The following is a 16799-nucleotide window of genomic DNA, read 5'->3' as shown; positions in this document are numbered from 1 at the left end:
TCCAGCCCGCTCCGGCGGGCAAGAGAAATTAATAGGCGCGTAATGTGCGGAATACTGCGGCGATCTTGCTGGCATCTTTAATGCCAGGGGCCGATTCCACACCAGAGTTGAAATCAAGACCGGCACAGCCGAGCTGTGCGGCTTCGACGCAGTTGTCGGCGCTTAATCCACCGGCCAGCAGCACGTTGTCCAGTTTCTGGCCCTGCAACAGTGACCAGTCGAAACGCTGACCGGTGCCACCCTGGCCATTATCAAAGACATAACGGTCGACGTGTGGCCAGTCGCGAGCAGGCAACGCATCCTTGATGCTGAGTGCTTTCCAGATCTGCACATTAGCAGGCAGCGTCTGGCGTAATTCGGCAACAAACGCCGGGTTTTCATCACCATGCAACTGAACCGCAAATAAATTGAGTGCCGTAACCTGCGTGACAATGTCACTGATGCTGTTGTTACGGAATACGCCGACGTACTTCAATGGTGCGGCAGCAATCACTGCCTGAGCCTGTTCAGTGCTGACCTGGCGCGGTGAACCGGCCGCAAAAATCACGCCGCCGTAGATAGCACCGGCTTCATGTGCGACGCGGGCATCTTCCGCGCGCGTCAGGCCACATACTTTGTTCGCACCCATCAGCACGCGACGTACCGCAGCATTGAGATCGTCTTCTTCCATCAGAGCGGAACCGATCAGGAAACCGTTCGCGAAATGGCTCAGCTCACGTACCTGGGCATAGTTATGAATGCCGGACTCGCTAATCACCGTTACGCCATGGCCGAGACGGGGGGCCAACTGACGTGTACGATTCAGGTCAATCGACAGATCGCGCAGGTCGCGGTTATTGATACCGACCACCTTCGCTTCCAGTGCAATGGCGCGCTCCAGCTCTTCTTCATTGCTGACTTCAGTCAGAATGCCCATTTTCAGGCTATGGGCCACGGCAGCCAGCTGGCGATACTGATCATCATCCAGCACCGACAGCATCAGCAGGATGGCATCGGCCTGATAATGACGCGCCAGATAAATCTGGTAAGGATCGATGATAAAATCTTTGCACAGTACCGGCTGGGTAATCGCTGCACTGACGATGGGCAGGAATTCGAAGTTGCCCTGGAAGTATTTCTCATCGGTCAGCACTGATACCGCAGAAGCATAATGACGATAGACGCCAGCGATGGTGGCGGGATCAAAGTCTTCGCGAATCAAACCCTTCGACGGGGACGCTTTTTTGCATTCCAGAATAAAAGCGGTACGCGTGCCGCGCAGCGCATCGTAAAAATGGCGTTCGGCCGGTTGCAGGCTGTTCTGGAAGGTCGTCAGTGGCTGCTGCGCTTTGCGCGCTTCCACCCATTCGGCTTTATCCAGCACAATTTTTTCTAACACGGTTCCCTTAATGCTCATCTCATCCTCTCGCTGCCAGGGCGACAACGCGTTCGTATGCCTGGCCGCTGCGAATCGCGGTAAGGGCACGCTGCGCATTGTCACGCAAATCTTCATTACCAAATACTTTCAGCAACATCGCCACGTTGACCGCCACGGCTTCCTCGTGGGCTTGCTGGCCTTTACCCTGGAGTAAACGCGTCAGAATGTCACGGTTTTCTTCCGGGGTGCCGCCCGCCAGCGCTTCTTTGTCGTGGTAACGGAAACCAAAGTCTTCCGGGGTTAGCTGATAACCGGTGATTTCACCGTCGCGCAGCTCCGCTACCTGGGTCGGACTGTGCAGCGCAACTTCATCCATACCGCCGCCATGCACCACGGCTGCACGCTGATAGCCGAGCACTTTCAGCGTCTGGGCGATGGGCAGCACCAGCTCCGGGCTATAGACACCGATCACCGCCAGCGGTGGACGCGCCGGATTGATCAACGGACCCAGTACGTTAAACAGCGTGCGGGTTTTCAACTGCTGGCGCACCGGCATCGCATGGCGGAAACCGCTGTGATACTGCGGGGCAAACAGGAAACACACATTCAGATCATCCAGCGCACGCCGCGCCTGTTCTGCTGGCATATCCAGATTGATACCGAACGCTGCCAGCAGGTCGGACGAACCGGACTTGCTCGACACGCTGCGGTTGCCATGTTTCGCCACTTTCAGCCCACAGGTGGCCGCGACAAAAGCACTGGCCGTGGAAATATTGATACTGTTGCTGCCATCGCCACCGGTGCCGACAATATCGGCAAAGGTGTAATCCGGACGCGGGAAGGGTTTGGCATCTTCCAGCAGCGCGGAGGCGGCACCGGCGATCTCTTCCGGGCGCTCGCCACGTACTTTCATGGCGATTAACGCGGCTGCCAGCTGGGTGGGTTCCAGCTGACCGGTAATAATGGCGCTAAACAGCTGATGGCTCTCGGCCTGGGTCAGTGTCTGGGCCTGATAAAGTTTTTCCAGAATAGCTTGCATCATTATCTCCCTATTACTTCGCCAGCGCCCAGGCCAGCGTTTGTTCTAACAAACGTGCGCCCTGGGTGGTCAGAATAGATTCAGGATGGAACTGGAAACCGCACACGCGGTCGGCATCGTGGCGCACAGCCATCACCATGCCGTTATAGCTGGCATTTACCGTCAGTTCAGCGGGGGTATTGCTGCCAACCAGCGAGTGGTAACGCGCGACCGGCAGCGGATTGCTCAGGCCGGCAAACATGCCGATGCCATCATGGGTAATCGACGAGGCTTTCCCGTGCAGAATCTCACCCGCCTGGCCGACATGACCGCCGTAGGCTTCAACAATCGCCTGATGTCCGAGGCAGATGCCGATAATCGGCAGGCGGCCGCGTAACGTCTGCAACAGTTCAGGCATACAACCGGCATCTTTCGGTGCGCCTGGGCCGGGAGACAACATCAGCACCGGGTTTTCCATCTGCTGCAAACGCTCAATCAGCAGTTCGGCGGGCAGATTGTTACGGTAGATCACCACGTTGTGGCCGAAGGTCCGCAGCTGATCAACGAGGTTGTAAGTAAAGGAGTCGATATTATCGAGCAGCAGGATATCGGCCATCAGAAAATCTCCTTGCAGTGATGGGCGGTGGCAATGGCGCGCAGCACGGCGCGGGCTTTATTACGGCTTTCATCGGCTTCCGCCTGGGGTTGCGAATCCAGCACCACACCGGCCCCGGCCTGCACGGTGGCAACACCATCCTCTACCCAGGCCGAACGGATCACGATGCAGGTGTCGAGATCGCCATGCGCGGTGAAGTAACCCACAGCGCCGCCGTAGCTGCCGCGGCGGGTGCCTTCGGCATTGGCAATCAGTTGCATGGCGCGCACTTTGGGTGCGCCGCTCAGGGTGCCCATATTCATCACGGCGCGATAAGCGTGCAGCACGTCAAGATCATGACGCAGCGTACCGACTACGCGTGAGACCAGATGCATCACAAAGGTGTAGCGATCCACGCTGGTCAGGTCGGCCACATAACGACTGCCAGGTACGCAGATGCGCGCCAGATCGTTACGCGCCAGATCCACCAGCATCAGATGCTCGGCCAGCTCTTTATGGTCAGTCCGCATTTCCAGCTCGATACGGCTATCCAGGTCGCGATCCAGCGAGCCATCAGCATGGCGGCCGCGCGGGCGGGTACCGGCAATCGGATAGATTTCAATCTGGCGGCTGGTGGCGTCGTATTTCAGCGAGCTTTCCGGTGAGGCACCGAACAGCGCGAAATCCTGGTCCTGCATAAAGAACATATACGGGCTGGGGTTGCTGTTCTTCAGCGTGTCATAAGCGGCCAGCGGTGACGGGCACGGCAGTGAGAAGCGGCGTGAAGGCACCACCTGGAAAATTTCACCAATGCGAATCGCTTCCTGCATTTCTCTGACAACGTTGCAGTAAACCTCGTCGCTTTGGTTGGTGCTTAACACCATATGTTCCACTGTCTGCACCGGCAGAGCGGGGGCGGCCTGCGTCATCTGTCCGCGTAATTGTTCGATACGGCTTTGCAGACGCTGGAACTCGCTGGTGAACGGGCAGAACAGGCTGGCCTGCAGACGGGCGCTGCGTTCCTGATGGTCAATCACCAGCAGGGTCTCAGCCAGATAGAAGCAATAGTCCGGGCAGCGCTGGTCATTCTGCAATTCAGGCAGATCTTCAAATCCTGCCACCAGGTCGTAAGCAAACAACCCGCCGAGGAACATGGCTTCACGTTCTTCCACCGGACTTTGCACCAGTTGGGGGATCAGGCGCAGCGCATCAAACACCGACAGCGCTTTCAAACGGGAATCTTCATCCTGCAAATCCCGAGGCTGTGGGAAGTGCAGCTCGCGGCCATCCGGACGCACTTCAATACGCACCGTCTGTGGCAGCGCTTCATCCAGCAGCGCCAGCAACGCCCGGCCATTTTCCGACAGCGCCTGAATAGTGACCACGTTGCCCAGCGCGCTAATACGCAGAGCACTATCAACGATTAACAGGCTTTTCAGGTTACGTTTACTGTCGATATCAGCGGATTCGAGCAGCAAGGTTGCCGGACGTGCGCCGCATAACTGATGAAACACTGCGGCCGGATCTTCGCGGTAGGGCGCGGTGCCGGTAATCAACTTCAATGTAGGTTTCGCATTTGGCATGATGATTTCTCTGAATTTAGCTCAAAAAAAAGCCCGCTCGGTGGCGGGCTTAGGTATCTGCACAGCGTTTACGCAAGTTGTGCACGACGACGTCGCCCGTGTTCGGGAACATCGCGCCACCAACCATTTGAATGCGTATGAACAACAGCCATGATTAAATACCCGTTACGTGTGAACTTGTGTACTAGTTAACTGGTTCGGCTGAAAAAAGTCAATACCCTTTTTCAGTTCAGGGCAAAATCGTTATCATGCCTGCCGGTTCATGCAGTTGCTGGAGTTATCTTGACGGACATCCCCCGTTTTCCCCTTTACGATTTACACAGCCATACCCTGGCGTCTGATGGCCTGCTCACCCCGGCGGCGCTGGTGCAGCGCGCGGCAGAAATGCGTGTTGGTGTGCTCGCCATTACCGATCACGACACCGTTGCCGGGGTGGCGGAAGCACAATTAACGGCGCTGGAGCAGGCGCTACCGCTCAAGGTGGTGGCCGGACTGGAAGCTTCCACGTTGTGGGAGAACCATGAAATCCACATCGTTGGGCTGCATGTGGATTGCCAGCATCCGCAACTGACGCAATTTCTGGCGCAACAACATCAATGCCGGGTGGAACGGGCGCTGCTGATTGCCGAGCGCCTGGAGCGTGCACGTATTCCTGATGCGCTGGCAGGAGCGCAACGGCTGGCGCAGGGTGGGGTGATTACCCGTGGTCATTTTGCCCGCTATTTAGTGGAAATCGGTAAAGCGGACAACCTGGCCCAGGTGTTTAAGAACTACCTGGCACGCGGTAAAACCGGTTATGTGCCGCCACAATGGTGTACAATTAAACAAGCCATTGATGCAATTCATGATTCCGGTGGCTATGCCGTGCTGGCTCACCCGGGGCGTTATGGTCTATCCGGCAAATGGCTGAGACGACTGATCGCCCATTTCGCAGAGGTGGGCGGTGACGCGATGGAAGTGGCGCAATGCCAGCAGGCACCTAATGAACGCAGTCAGCTGGCAACCTATGCCCGCGATCATCAACTGGCGGCGTCGCAGGGATCTGATTTTCACCAACCCTGTCCGTGGATCGAGTTGGGGCGTAAGTTGTGGTTACCCGGCGGTGTTGAACCGATCTGGGAACGTTTTCCTGCACTTGCGCCTGATCTGGTTCCAGCAGACAGGTGATATGAGGTTTTTATGAGTCAACTGTTCCATATTCACCCGGATAATCCGCAGCCGCGTCTGGTCAACCAGGCGGTTGACTATCTCAATAAAGGCGGGGTTATTGTCTATCCGACCGATTCCGGTTATGCGCTGGGGTGCCGTCTCGAAGAGAAAAATGCCATGGAGCGCATCTGCCGTATCCGACAGCTGGATGGCCACCACAATTTCACCCTGATGTGTCGCGATCTGTCAGAACTCTCGACTTACTCGCAGGTAGATAACTCGGCGTTTCGTCTCATCAAAAATAATACGCCCGGTAACTACACCTTTATTTTGAAAGCCACCAAAGAAGTTCCGCGTCGTTTAATGAACGATAAACGTAAGACCATTGGTTTGCGTGTGCCTTCAAATCCGGTGGCGCTGGCGCTGCTGGAGGCACTCAATGAGCCGATGATGTCGACTTCGTTGATGCTGCCGGGTAATGACTTTACCGAATCCGATCCGGAAGAAATCCAGCACAGCATTGGCAAACTGGTCGATCTGATCATCGATGGCGGTACGCTGGGACAACAGCCGACCACGGTGGTCGATCTCACCAGCGATGCTCCCGTCATCGTGCGCGAAGGTGTCGGTGATATTCGCCCCTTCCAGTAATTAGGCGTGGCCAGGCGTCGTCTCCGGCGTCTGGCTAATATTGGTTTCCAGCCAGGTTCTGAATTCGCCATACGGAATATAGAGCGATACATCTTTCAATACCGTTTTACCACTGCGCACATTATCGATTTCATGGCTATAGCCGACAATAACGCCCGCCATGGTCTGGTCGGCATTATATACCGCACCACCTGACATTCCCTGAACCACGCCAGCATTTGTCGCCATCGCCACGCAGGGTTTTTTATTCCAGTGATTATTGATTGCGGTACGCGCTAAATTCACACCATTTGACTCAACCGGCATGGCAGAAATAAAACTGTAACCGTACATCTTAATCGGTTCGCCAATGGCACTTTTGCGGAATTTAACCAACGTCTTAGGATCGTTTTTGTGATAAATAATGGCAACATCACAATAAGGATGATACGCCTTTACACGCTGAACGGCGGTGGTGGCTACGTGAGCGGCCGTCAGGCTGTATTCTGGCGTTAAGGGGATGGTTGTGCCGAGGACACCTAAACCCAGTACCGTCGGGATGCCGGTCACGCTCATATCAACGTGTTGCAGCGCCGCACGACTATACTCAGTATGGCCCACGGAACAACCGCTCAGTGCCAGCGACGCGAGCGCAGGCCAAAGCAGAGAAGTTCTCATGATAGTGATCTTTATTCAGGCATGCCGGTAAAATCCCTGGTGAAGATTTTTGGCATGCAAGTTTAATTCGTACCTGAATGAATTAACGCAACAACTCCCGCGCGCGCCGGTTTATATTATCAATGAAATTACACGATGATCGTTAACAAACTGTTAGGAAATTAAATCTAAATTGTCAGGATAATGTTTTTATTATCACGATGCATCGAATTTCAGGTTCAAATTTTACACAGTTTTTTATTCAGAACAATTCATCAATTTTAATTCATGGAAAATAATTCAGAAAATAGAGACTTAATCCAACGTGAAATATTAATAAGCTGATAATTTTTATTTGGTGATCTGATAAGTCTTAATTAACCCACTTATTTAGTTTTTATGCTGTTTTGTCTATGTATTTCAGTCTATGTATTGGTGATTATCTGTAAGTCTGGATGCCTCTGCTATCGGATCAGTCTTGAAAGCGGCTAATGTATCAGGTTGTTTAAGTACCGCTAAGTTGTCGCAGAAATAACGCATTTTAAAATAACAAAAATTCAGGGGCTTGAGTTGCGGCAGGGGAGGTGTGGTGGGTGCGATCTATCAGTAAGACGAATGTATGGGGTTTGCTGATAAAATAGCCAGACCTGGCTGCGGCCATTATTATCGGCAGCAAAGGAAAAGGTGTTAACGCTGCTATGCTTAGTGTAAAATCGCGGGCCGCCTGCCGACCTGACAGCTGATGTCGCGCGGGTGATACAGATTCCGATACGGGAACTGGTAATCCCTGTATCTGTACCTTCTTACCACGACGCCTGGGAAGGCGACAACGAGGCAGCTCAATGAGCGAAAAACTACAGAAAGTATTAGCGCGTGCCGGTCATGGTTCGCGCCGCGAAATCGAAACAATGATTTCTGCCGGACGCGTCAGCGTTGATGGCAAACTGGCGACGCTGGGCGATCGCATCGAAAATGATAAATCCCTGAAAATCCGTATTGATGGCCATGTGGTTTCCATCGCTGAATCCACCACTGAAGTGTGTCGGGTGCTGGCGTATTACAAACCCGAAGGTGAACTCTGCACCCGTAACGATCCGGAAGGGCGTCCGACGGTGTTTGACCGTCTGCCGCGCCTGCGTGGATCGCGCTGGATAGCTGTCGGTCGTCTGGATGTAAATACCTGCGGCCTGATGCTGTTCACCACCGATGGTGAACTGGCGAACCGCCTGATGCACCCGAGCCGCGAAGTTGAACGCGAATACGCGGTGCGCGTGTTCGGTGAAGTCGGCGATGATAAAATTCGTCAGCTGAGCAAAGGTGTGCAGCTGGAAGACGGTCCTGCGGCGTTCAAAACGCTGCGCTTCGCAGGCGGTGAAGGTATCAACCAGTGGTACAACGTGACGCTGACCGAAGGCCGTAACCGTGAAGTACGTCGTTTATGGGAAGCGGTCGGCGTGCAGGTGAGCCGTCTGATGCGTGTGCGTTATGGCGATATCCAACTGCCTAAAGGCCTGCCGCGCGGTGGCTGGATGGAGCTGGAATTACCAGCGGTAAACTATCTGCGTACCCTGGTTGAGATGCCGGAAGAGACGGTGACCAAAGTGGCGGTGGAAAAAGATCGTCGCCGCACCAAAGCGAACCAGATTCGCCGTGCAGTGAAACGTCACAGCCAGGTCAGCAACTCGCCACGTCGTAGCAGTAAACGCGGTTCCTGATTGAATAATTGACGCCGCTTTTGCGGCGTCAGTTGTTTTTACCAGTCAATGCCCTGTTGAGCCTGAATCCCGGCATCAAACGCGTGTTTCACCGGGCGCATCTCCGTCACGGTATCCGCCATCTCCAGTAATGTACGGTGACAACCGCGACCGGTAATGATTACCGTTTGCTCCAGTGGCCGCTCGATTAAAGCCGTCACCAATTCATCCAGATCCAGATAATCCATGCTGACCATGTAGGTGATCTCATCAAGAATCACCAGATCCAACTGCGGATCCGCCAGCATGCGTTGCGCATGTTGCCACACCTGCTGGCAGGCAGCGGTATCGGTGGCCCGGTTCTGCGTTTCCCAGGTGAAACCCGTTGCCATCACCTGAAACTCCACCCCATGTTGCTCCAGCAGATTGCGCTCGCCGTTGGGCCATTCACCTTTAATGAACTGAATCGCCGCCGCTTTTTTGCCATGACCACAGGCGCGCAATGCGGTGCCAAATGCTGCGGTGGTTTTGCCTTTACCATTGCCGGTAAACACAATCAGAATGCCACGGGTTTCACTCGCTGCCGCGATACGTGCATCTACCTGTTCTTTTAAACGCTGCTGGCGTTGCTGATGACGTTGTTCACTCATGCGCTGGCCGGTCCGGGTTTGCGTCCTGGCTGCGCGTCAAAACTGATGCCGGTTTTCCGTCTGCTGTCATCACCCATTAAATAAAGGTAGAGCGGCATCAAATCAGTCGGGGTCTTCAGCAGGCTGGCGTCTTCATCCGGGAACGCACTGGCGCGCATTTTGGTGCGAGTACCGCCAGGATTGATGCAATTTACCCGTAAATGGCGATTTTTATATTCATCAGCCAACACCTGCATCATGCCTTCGGTGGCAAATTTTGACACGGCATAGGCCCCCCAGCCCGCACGGCCCACCCGTCCGACACTGGAGGTGGTGAAGATCAGGGAGCCAGCATCGGATTTCAGCAGCAATGGCAGCAGAGCCTGGGTGAGAAAAAAGGTGGCATCGAGGTTAATTTGCATCACCTGACGCCAGATATGTGGCTCCAGTTCGGCAAGCGGCACAATTTCACCGAGAATGCCGGCGTTATGCAGCACGCCATCCAGGCGCGGTACCTGCTGGGCCAGCTGTTGTGCCAGTTGCTGGCAACTTTCTGGCGTGGCATGGGAAAAATCCAGCAGCAAGGATGATGCGGGCTTTTTGTTAAGCCGATTGATCGCCTGTTCCGTTTGTTGCAGCGTATCGGGATTACGGCCCAACAGGATCACCTGCGCGCCATAACGCGCATAGGTTAAAGCGGCTTCGCGGCCAATACCGTCAGAAGCGCCGGTGACCAGGATAATACGATTTTCAAGCAGATCGCTTTTCGGTTGATAATGCACAGCGATGTCCTTTGCACAGGTCAGAGGGTTTTTTTGGTTTTATGCCTCAAATTGGCGTTCGGTGCAATCGCTCAACCGTGCATTCTGTGCCGCCTGCGGGCAATTCAGGCGACGAACGCGGGTAAAGCGGGTAAACTCAGCCTTTGTCTGTAATTCACTGTTTAATAAGGCGGCAGAATGGATTTACTCTCCAGCTATGGATTATTTCTGGCCAAGGCCGTCACCGTGGTGGTGACGATCGCAGCTATTGTTCTGATTGTGCTCAATGCGGCGCTGCGTAAACGTCACAGCGGCGGTCAGCTGCGCTTAACCCATCTGGATGAAGACTACCGCCAGATGAAAGAGGATTTGCAGCTGGCGAAAATGAAGCCTCAGATGCAAAAAGTCTGGCTGAAACAGCATAAAAAAGAAGAGAAGCAGAAAGCAAAAACCGCTAAACGCAATGCCAAAGCCGGTGTAGCGGAAGCGGAAAAGCCGACGCTGTATGTGCTGGAATTTAAAGGCAGTATGGATGCCGGGGAAGTCAGCTCACTGCGTGAAGAGATCTCTGCGGTGCTGGCGGTGGCCACACCGGGCGATGAAGTGCTGCTGAAGCTGGAAAGCCCCGGCGGGGTGGTACACGGATATGGCCTGGCGGCGTCGCAGTTGCAACGGCTTCGCGATGCGGGCCTGACGCTGACGGCGGCGGTCGATAAGGTGGCCGCCAGTGGTGGTTACATGATGGCGTGTGTCGCCGATCGCATTGTTGCGGCACCGTTCTCGATCGTGGGTTCGATTGGCGTCGTGGCGCAAATCCCCAACTTTAACCGTCTGCTCAAACGTAACGACATCGATATCGAGCTGCACACTGCGGGTCAATACAAACGTACCCTGACACTGTTTGGTGAAAATACCGATGAAGGCCGGGAAAAGTTTCGCGAAGATCTGAACGAAACGCATCAGCTGTTTAAAGATTTTGTCCATCAGATGCGCCCAACCCTCGACCTGGAGAAGGTGGCGACCGGCGAGCACTGGTATGGTCGCCAGGCGCTGGATCTGGGGCTGGTTGACGAAATTGGCACCAGTGATGCGCTGATTATCCATCAGATGGACCGCTTCACCGTGCTCGGCGTGCACTATGCCCGCAAACGTAAAATGATTGACCGGGTGACACACAGTGCCAGCCTGGCAGCGGAGCGGGTAATTCTGAAAATGTGGCAGCGTGGTAATAAGCCGCTACTGTAAAACGACCCGGCTCCGGCCGGGTTTTTTTATTCCAGGTGATAGTGGGAAGAAAAGGTCAGCGCCAGGTATTTGAACACGTTAAAAACGGCAGTGGTTTTGGCGGTGGGTAACCCTTGTTCATCAAGAAAGAACGGGCCGCGAAACACCAATACATCGCCTTGCTGGATGACCTCATTTGCTTCCATACCGGCGAAATAATCATCGTGCTCTTTGATAAGCTGATTGGCTTTTTCCAGTAACACCTGGCGTGAAATGGATTCCGTAAATGCTGACATTATTCACTCCTTTTTTGACAGTCACTTTTCTCCTTCTATATTACTTGCCAGTGAGTGGGAGGTGCAAATCAGTGACAACAGACAAAACTGGCGCAAAATTAAACAGAGTGCTAATTAAGTTGCGTAACGGATTTTATCAGGTAGAGTGTGGGCGATTCAGATTTCAGGGAGATCACACCGGGATGTGTGATACTGTCAGATGGAAAACTCGCTCCTAATCATAAAGTTGCATAAGTCGATGCAATCTGACCTGAGATTGTCCCGGTTGCCTTGAAAAGTGAAAAAGTGGCAGCAATATTGAACCCGTTGGGTTTCAGGGTCTCCAATCCTCTCCCGTTTATCAGGACGTTTCAATTAGGTAAAGGTACATATGGGTAAAGCACTCGTCATCGTTGAGTCCCCGGCAAAGGCCAAAACAATCAATAAATACCTCGGTAATGACTACGTGGTGAAATCCAGCGTCGGTCATATCCGTGATTTGCCGACCAGTGGTTCAACGACCCGTAAAAGTGCCGACGGGGAAAAAGCGAAACCCGCCGGTAAGAAGGTAAAGAAAGATGAAAAAGCCGCGCTGGTGAACCGCATGGGCGTGGATCCCTGGCATGGCTGGCAGGCGGATTATCAGATTCTGCCGGGTAAAGAGAAGGTTGTTTCAGAACTGAAAAGCCTTGCGGCCGATGCTGATCACATCTATCTCGCAACCGACCTTGACCGCGAAGGGGAAGCCATTGCCTGGCATCTGCGCGAGGTTATCGGTGGCGACGACAAACGTTTCAGCCGCGTGGTGTTTAACGAAATCACCAAAAATGCGATTCGTCAGGCGTTTGATAAGCCGGGCGAGCTGAATATCGAACGTGTTAATGCCCAGCAGGCGCGCCGTTTTATGGACCGCGTGGTGGGTTATATGGTTTCTCCGCTGCTGTGGAAGAAAATTGCCCGTGGCCTGTCTGCCGGTCGTGTGCAGTCAGTCGCAGTGCGTCTGGTGGTAGAGCGCGAGCGCGAAATCAAAGCTTTCGTCCCGGAAGAATACTGGGAAATCGATGCTGACTTCGTTACGCCCAAAGGCGATGCGCTGGCGATGCAGGTGACGCATCAGGGTGATAAAGCCTTCCGTCCGGTTAACCGTGAACAGACCCATGCGGCAGTTGCCCTGTTGCAGAAAGCCCGTTATGACGTGCTGGATCGTGAAGATAAACCGACCAGCAGCAAGCCTTCTGCGCCTTTCATTACTTCAACCCTGCAACAGGCGGCCAGCACGCGTCTTGGCTTCGGCGTGAAGAAAACCATGATGATGGCACAGCGTCTGTACGAAGCGGGCCACATCACTTATATGCGTACTGACTCCACCAACCTGAGTCAGGATGCCATTGCTATGGCACGCGGTTATATCGACCAGAATTTTGGTAAGAAATATCTGCCAGAGGCGCCTAATACTTACGCCAGCAAAGACAATTCGCAGGAAGCGCACGAAGCGATTCGTCCTTCTGACGTGGAAATCGTGGCGGATAAGCTGAAGGATATGGAAGCGGACGCGCAGAAGCTTTATCAGCTGATTTGGCGTCAGTTCGTTGCCTGCCAGATGGTGCCAGCGCAGTATGACTCCACCACGCTGACCGTGGGCGCAGCTGACTTCAAACTGAAAGCCAAAGGACGCACTCTGCGTTTTGATGGCTGGACTCGCGTGATGCCTGCGCTGCGCAAGAATGATGAAGATCTGACGTTGCCACCGGTGAATGTTGGCGATGTGCTGGATCTGAAAGAATTGCTGCCAAGCCAGCACTTTACCAAGCCGCCAGCCCGTTTCAGTGAAGCTTCGCTGGTGCGTGAGCTGGAAAAGCGCGGTATTGGTCGTCCTTCTACCTATGCTTCCATCATCTCGACGATTCAGGACCGTGGTTATGTGCGCGTCGAGAACCGTCGTTTCTACGCGGAAAAAATGGGTGAGATTGTCACCGATCGCCTGGAAGAAAACTTCCGTGAGCTGATGAACTACGACTTCACCGCGCACATGGAAGACAGTCTCGATCAGGTGGCAAACAACCAGGCTGAGTGGAAAGGTGTGCTGGATTCTTTCTTTAGCGATTTCAGCCAGCAGCTGGATCAGGCCGAAAAAGAGCCGGAAGAAGGCGGCATGCAGCCGAACCAGATGGTGCTGACCTCCATCGATTGCCCCACCTGTGGACGTAAGATGGGTATTCGCACCGCCAGCACCGGCGTGTTCCTCGGTTGTTCCGGTTATGCGCTGCCGCCGAAAGAGCGTTGTAAGCAGACCATCAACCTGATCCCGGAAAACGAAGTGCTGAACGTGCTGGAAGGCGACGATGCGGAAACCAACGCATTACGCGCCCGCCGCCGTTGCCAGAAGTGTGGCACTGCGATGGACAGTTACCTGATTGATAATCAGCGCAAGTTGCATGTCTGTGGTAACAACCCGGAATGTGATGGCTACGAAATCGAGCAGGGCGAGTTCCGTATTAAAGGTTATGACGGCCCGATCGTTGAATGCGAAAAATGTGGTTCTGAAATGCACCTGAAAATGGGACGTTTCGGTAAGTACATGGCCTGTACCAACGACGAGTGTAAAAACACCCGCAAAATCCTGCGTAACGGTGAAGTCGCGCCGCCGAAGGAAGATCCGGTACCGTTGCCGGAACTGCCGTGCGAGAAGTCGGATGCGTATTTCGTCCTGCGTGATGGCGCAGCCGGTGTATTCCTGGCCGCCAATACCTTCCCGAAATCGCGCGAAACCCGTGCGCCGCTGGTGGAAGAGTTACAGCGTTTCGCTGACCGCCTGCCGGAAAAACTGAAATATCTGGCAGAAGCACCGGCCGCCGATCCGGAAGGCAATAAAACCATGGTGCGCTTTAGTCGCAAGACTAAGCAGCAATATGTTGCCTCAGAAAAAGAGGGCAAAGCGACCGGTTGGTCTGCCTTCTATATCGACGGTAAATGGCAGGAAGCGAAGAAGTAATCCTCCTCAAGGCCAGCATTCGCTGGCCTTTTTCCCATCCTTATAGCTAATCGTTCTACATTCTTTCTTTAACTGATATAGTGGTTATAGATTTTACGTTTCGCTGACGCGCATTCCCTGAAATACCTCAACCAGGGCGGAAACACGCTCATGGGGGATTGCTACTCTGTCGCCTACCGGGAAGATATAACTATGAAATTGCAGCAGTTGCGTTACATCGTTGAAGTGGTCAATCACAACCTCAATGTCTCTTCCACCGCAGAAGGCTTATACACTTCGCAGCCAGGCATCAGTAAACAGGTCAGAATGCTGGAAGATGAACTGGGCGTGCAGATTTTTGCCCGCAGCGGTAAACATCTGACCCAGGTGACTCCAGCGGGTGAGGAAATCATTCGCATTGCCCGTGAAGTGCTATCTAAAGTCGATGCGATCAAATCGGTTGCCGGTGAGCATACCTGGCCAGATAAAGGCTCACTGTATGTCGCGACGACCCATACTCAGGCCCGTTATGCGCTGCCAGGGGTAATTAAAGGCTTTATCGAACGCTATCCACGCGTGTCCCTGCATATGCATCAGGGGTCACCGACCCAGATTGCTGAAGCGGTTTCTAAAGGCAATGCTGACTTTGCTATTGCCACTGAAGCGCTGCATCTCTACGACGACCTGATTATGCTGCCGTGCTATCACTGGAACCGCGCAATAGTGGTGACGCCGGACCATCCGCTGGCGGGGAAAGCGCAGGTGACGATTGAGGAGCTGGCTGAGTTCCCTCTGGTGACTTACACCTTCGGTTTTACCGGACGCTCCGAGCTGGATACCGCGTTTAATCGCGCGGGACTGACGCCACGTATTGTCTTTACTGCCACCGATGCTGATGTCATCAAGACCTATGTCCGTTTAGGATTAGGGGTGGGAGTGATTGCCAGCATGGCGGTAGACCCGGTTTCCGACCCGGATTTAGTCCGCATTGAAGCATCAGAGATATTTACCAATAGCACCACGAAGATTGGTTTCAGACGCAGTACCTTCCTGCGCAGTTATATGTATGATTTTATTCAGCGTTTTGCTCCGCATCTGACCCGTGATGTGGTAGATACCGCAGTCGCCTTGCGCTCCAATGAAGATATTGAAGCCATGTTCCGTGACATCAAGTTACCTTTCAAGTGATCCGCTAAGTCATTATTTTTCCGGGGTGCCTGACTGGCACCCTCAGTTTATTCCTTACTTAGCGCCAGCCGTAGCTCAAAAATTTTCATTATTTTTTTGTAAATGAAACATCGGTCACATGTTTTTTCATTGTTAGTTCTTAAATGCGAATTAGTACACATTTTTTACTTTACCGCTTTGCGAGATCCCAGGAATATTCCCATACTCCAGTTAAGAGTTGATGGGGAAGGGCTTTTTATCTGGCCCGGTAAATTAAGGTTGAATTAAGATTGGATCTAATTTTGATTTAACCCAAATTTACAATGTAACTATTTAATTAATAGTTTGCTTAGTTATTAAATTTATCTCATCAGTTTCTGACATTTTGATAAATAGCATTAATCGTTGTGCTCAATAAAAATAACTGGATTTTTGGTCTTAACGCGTTTAGGATTCGTCCTAAATCTTAATCGATGTCATCAATCGTTTTATTGAGAGTGATTATCAAAAACTATGGCTACGAGATTAACTGTACAACCGGATTTCCGGGCTAAAAGCACCAAGGTTGGGCGTTCAGGTAACATCCGTCGCAAAGCCTGGTTGACTGTCTTCGCTGCATCAGCCTTGTTCTGGGTAGTGGTGGCACTAATGATTTGGCGTATGTGGGGTTAAGCCATGTGGGCAAATACACTCAGCAGTAAATCTCCGGTTTCTGCACGTCAGCCCAACACGCCTGCGTGTAAAGCGAAAGATGCTGTCAGCACTGAGCAGGATGGAGTGATCCCTTCATCGTGGGAACTGAGTGAAAAGCAGCGTCAGTTTATTGAATCATTCATGGATCCGAAGTCCAAATAACGCAGGTCTGCGTTCTGCTCTTTTTATATCAACGAGTAGTCCTTCTTTTCCGGGTTATCCGGTGGGCAACTTTAAAGCCCCTCTTTTCACACTCAGCATATAAAAATGGTGTCATCAGCTTTGGCTGAGGACGTTATCCCTTTTTACCCGGAATCCGGGAGGGAGTGACTCTATGAATGCAACAACAACAATGTCATGGTTCAGCATATATGCCTTTTCATTCCTTTTTTGGGC

Annotated in this window: 13 protein-coding genes, 1 pseudogene and 1 other annotated feature; of the genes and pseudogenes, 7 read left to right on the top strand and 7 right to left on the bottom strand. The window is 53.0% G+C overall.

Annotated elements, in window-relative coordinates:
* Positions 1–28 precede the first annotated feature (28 nt).
* The 3 genes and pseudogenes from trpCF to HA50_RS10650 all read right to left on the bottom strand — a co-directional run bounded on the left by trpCF (position 29) and on the right by HA50_RS10650 (position 4553).
* Positions 29–1396, bottom strand: coding sequence for a bifunctional indole-3-glycerol-phosphate synthase TrpC/phosphoribosylanthranilate isomerase TrpF (gene trpCF, locus HA50_RS10665; protein WP_084875134.1), 1368 nt, complete (start codon positions 1394–1396; stop codon positions 29–31).
* A 1-nt stretch (position 1397) separates the two neighbouring features.
* Positions 1398–2991, bottom strand: a pseudogene (trpD, locus tag HA50_RS31685) (bifunctional anthranilate synthase glutamate amidotransferase component TrpG/anthranilate phosphoribosyltransferase TrpD).
* On the bottom strand, positions 2991–4553 hold the full coding sequence (locus tag HA50_RS10650; RefSeq protein ID WP_084875127.1) for an anthranilate synthase component 1: 1563 nt from the start codon (positions 4551–4553) through the stop codon (positions 2991–2993). The pseudogene trpD and the gene HA50_RS10650 overlap by 1 nt, the downstream one beginning before the upstream one ends.
* 23 nt (positions 4554–4576) lie before the next feature.
* Positions 4577–4681, bottom strand: a sequence feature (Trp leader region).
* A gap of 154 nt (positions 4682–4835) precedes the next feature.
* Here HA50_RS10650 and rnm point away from each other — a divergent pair.
* Complete coding sequence (rnm, locus tag HA50_RS10645; protein WP_084875124.1) at positions 4836–5720, top strand: RNase RNM; 885 nt, start codon at positions 4836–4838, stop codon at positions 5718–5720.
* 12 nt (positions 5721–5732) lie between these two features.
* Positions 5733–6353 (top strand): L-threonylcarbamoyladenylate synthase, encoded by a 621-nt coding sequence (locus HA50_RS10640; protein ID WP_084875122.1) that lies wholly within the window; start codon positions 5733–5735, stop codon positions 6351–6353.
* Here the strand turns inward: HA50_RS10640 and HA50_RS10635 are convergent, their stop codons facing one another.
* Entirely contained in the window at positions 6354–7010 is a 657-nt protein-coding gene (locus HA50_RS10635) for a trypsin-like peptidase domain-containing protein (protein WP_167379244.1), read from the bottom strand. It abuts the gene before it with no gap.
* A gap of 821 nt (positions 7011–7831) precedes the next feature.
* On the opposite strand from HA50_RS10635, the gene rluB reads away from it, so the two are divergent.
* Positions 7832–8704, top strand: coding sequence for a 23S rRNA pseudouridine(2605) synthase RluB (gene rluB, locus HA50_RS10630; RefSeq protein ID WP_084875117.1), 873 nt, complete (start codon positions 7832–7834; stop codon positions 8702–8704).
* 38 nt (positions 8705–8742) lie between these two features.
* Here the strand turns inward: rluB and cobO are convergent, their stop codons facing one another.
* Positions 8743–9333 (bottom strand): cob(I)yrinic acid a,c-diamide adenosyltransferase, encoded by a 591-nt coding sequence (cobO, locus tag HA50_RS10625; RefSeq protein ID WP_084875114.1) that lies wholly within the window; start codon positions 9331–9333, stop codon positions 8743–8745.
* Positions 9330–10094, bottom strand: a complete 765-nt coding sequence (locus HA50_RS10620; RefSeq protein WP_084875112.1) for a YciK family oxidoreductase — start codon at positions 10092–10094, stop codon at positions 9330–9332. The genes cobO and HA50_RS10620 overlap by 4 nt, the downstream gene beginning before the upstream one ends.
* Before the next feature lie 177 nt (positions 10095–10271).
* Between HA50_RS10620 and sohB the strand changes: the two genes are divergently transcribed.
* On the top strand, positions 10272–11318 hold the full coding sequence (sohB, locus tag HA50_RS10615) for a protease SohB (RefSeq protein ID WP_084875110.1): 1047 nt from the start codon (positions 10272–10274) through the stop codon (positions 11316–11318).
* 26 nt (positions 11319–11344) lie between these two features.
* On the opposite strand, the gene HA50_RS10610 is transcribed toward sohB, so the two are convergent.
* Complete coding sequence (locus HA50_RS10610) at positions 11345–11593, bottom strand: DUF2498 family protein (protein WP_084875108.1); 249 nt, start codon at positions 11591–11593, stop codon at positions 11345–11347.
* A 370-nt stretch (positions 11594–11963) separates the two neighbouring features.
* On the opposite strand from HA50_RS10610, the gene topA reads away from it, so the two are divergent.
* The 3 genes from topA (at position 11964) to HA50_RS10595 (ending at position 16382) form a co-directional block, all read left to right on the top strand.
* Positions 11964–14564 carry a type I DNA topoisomerase gene (topA, locus tag HA50_RS10605; protein WP_084875105.1) on the top strand — a complete coding sequence of 867 codons (2601 nt, stop codon included), beginning with the start codon at positions 11964–11966 and terminating at the stop codon, positions 14562–14564.
* A 192-nt stretch (positions 14565–14756) separates the two neighbouring features.
* The gene (gene cysB, locus HA50_RS10600; protein ID WP_021183095.1) at positions 14757–15731 is read left to right on the top strand and encodes an HTH-type transcriptional regulator CysB; all 975 of its coding nucleotides are present in this window, start codon (positions 14757–14759) and stop codon (positions 15729–15731) included.
* Positions 15732–16223: 492 nt separating this feature from the next.
* Positions 16224–16382: a YmiA family putative membrane protein gene (locus HA50_RS10595; RefSeq protein WP_084875103.1), complete on the top strand. Its 159-nt coding sequence runs from the start codon at positions 16224–16226 to the stop codon at positions 16380–16382.
* Positions 16383–16799: the final 417 nt, after the last annotated feature.

Origin of the sequence: Pantoea cypripedii (assembly GCF_002095535.1) — a bacterium.
Taxonomy (GTDB): Bacteria; Pseudomonadota; Gammaproteobacteria; order Enterobacterales; family Enterobacteriaceae; genus Pantoea; species Pantoea cypripedii.
Note: the sequence above shows the minus strand (reverse complement) of the source record. Positions and strands in the feature narration are given on the sequence as shown.

What these genes read in the sequence shown, in the direction of transcription:
- trpCF (WP_084875134.1), bottom strand. Translation starts at nt 1,396, where the DNA reads ATGAGCATTAAGGGAACCGTGTTAGAAAAAATTGTGCTGGATAAAGCC.
- HA50_RS10650 (WP_084875127.1), bottom strand. Translation starts at nt 4,553, where the DNA reads ATGCCAAATGCGAAACCTACATTGAAGTTGATTACCGGCACCGCGCCC.
- HA50_RS10640 (WP_084875122.1), top strand. Translation starts at nt 5,733, where the DNA reads ATGAGTCAACTGTTCCATATTCACCCGGATAATCCGCAGCCGCGTCTG.
- HA50_RS10635 (WP_167379244.1), bottom strand. Translation starts at nt 7,010, where the DNA reads ATGAGAACTTCTCTGCTTTGGCCTGCGCTCGCGTCGCTGGCACTGAGC.
- rluB (WP_084875117.1), top strand. Translation starts at nt 7,832, where the DNA reads ATGAGCGAAAAACTACAGAAAGTATTAGCGCGTGCCGGTCATGGTTCG.
- cobO (WP_084875114.1), bottom strand. Translation starts at nt 9,333, where the DNA reads ATGAGTGAACAACGTCATCAGCAACGCCAGCAGCGTTTAAAAGAACAG.
- sohB (WP_084875110.1), top strand. Translation starts at nt 10,272, where the DNA reads ATGGATTTACTCTCCAGCTATGGATTATTTCTGGCCAAGGCCGTCACC.
- HA50_RS10610 (WP_084875108.1), bottom strand. Translation starts at nt 11,593, where the DNA reads ATGTCAGCATTTACGGAATCCATTTCACGCCAGGTGTTACTGGAAAAA.
- topA (WP_084875105.1), top strand. Translation starts at nt 11,964, where the DNA reads ATGGGTAAAGCACTCGTCATCGTTGAGTCCCCGGCAAAGGCCAAAACA.
- cysB (WP_021183095.1), top strand. Translation starts at nt 14,757, where the DNA reads ATGAAATTGCAGCAGTTGCGTTACATCGTTGAAGTGGTCAATCACAAC.
- HA50_RS10595 (WP_084875103.1), top strand. Translation starts at nt 16,224, where the DNA reads ATGGCTACGAGATTAACTGTACAACCGGATTTCCGGGCTAAAAGCACC.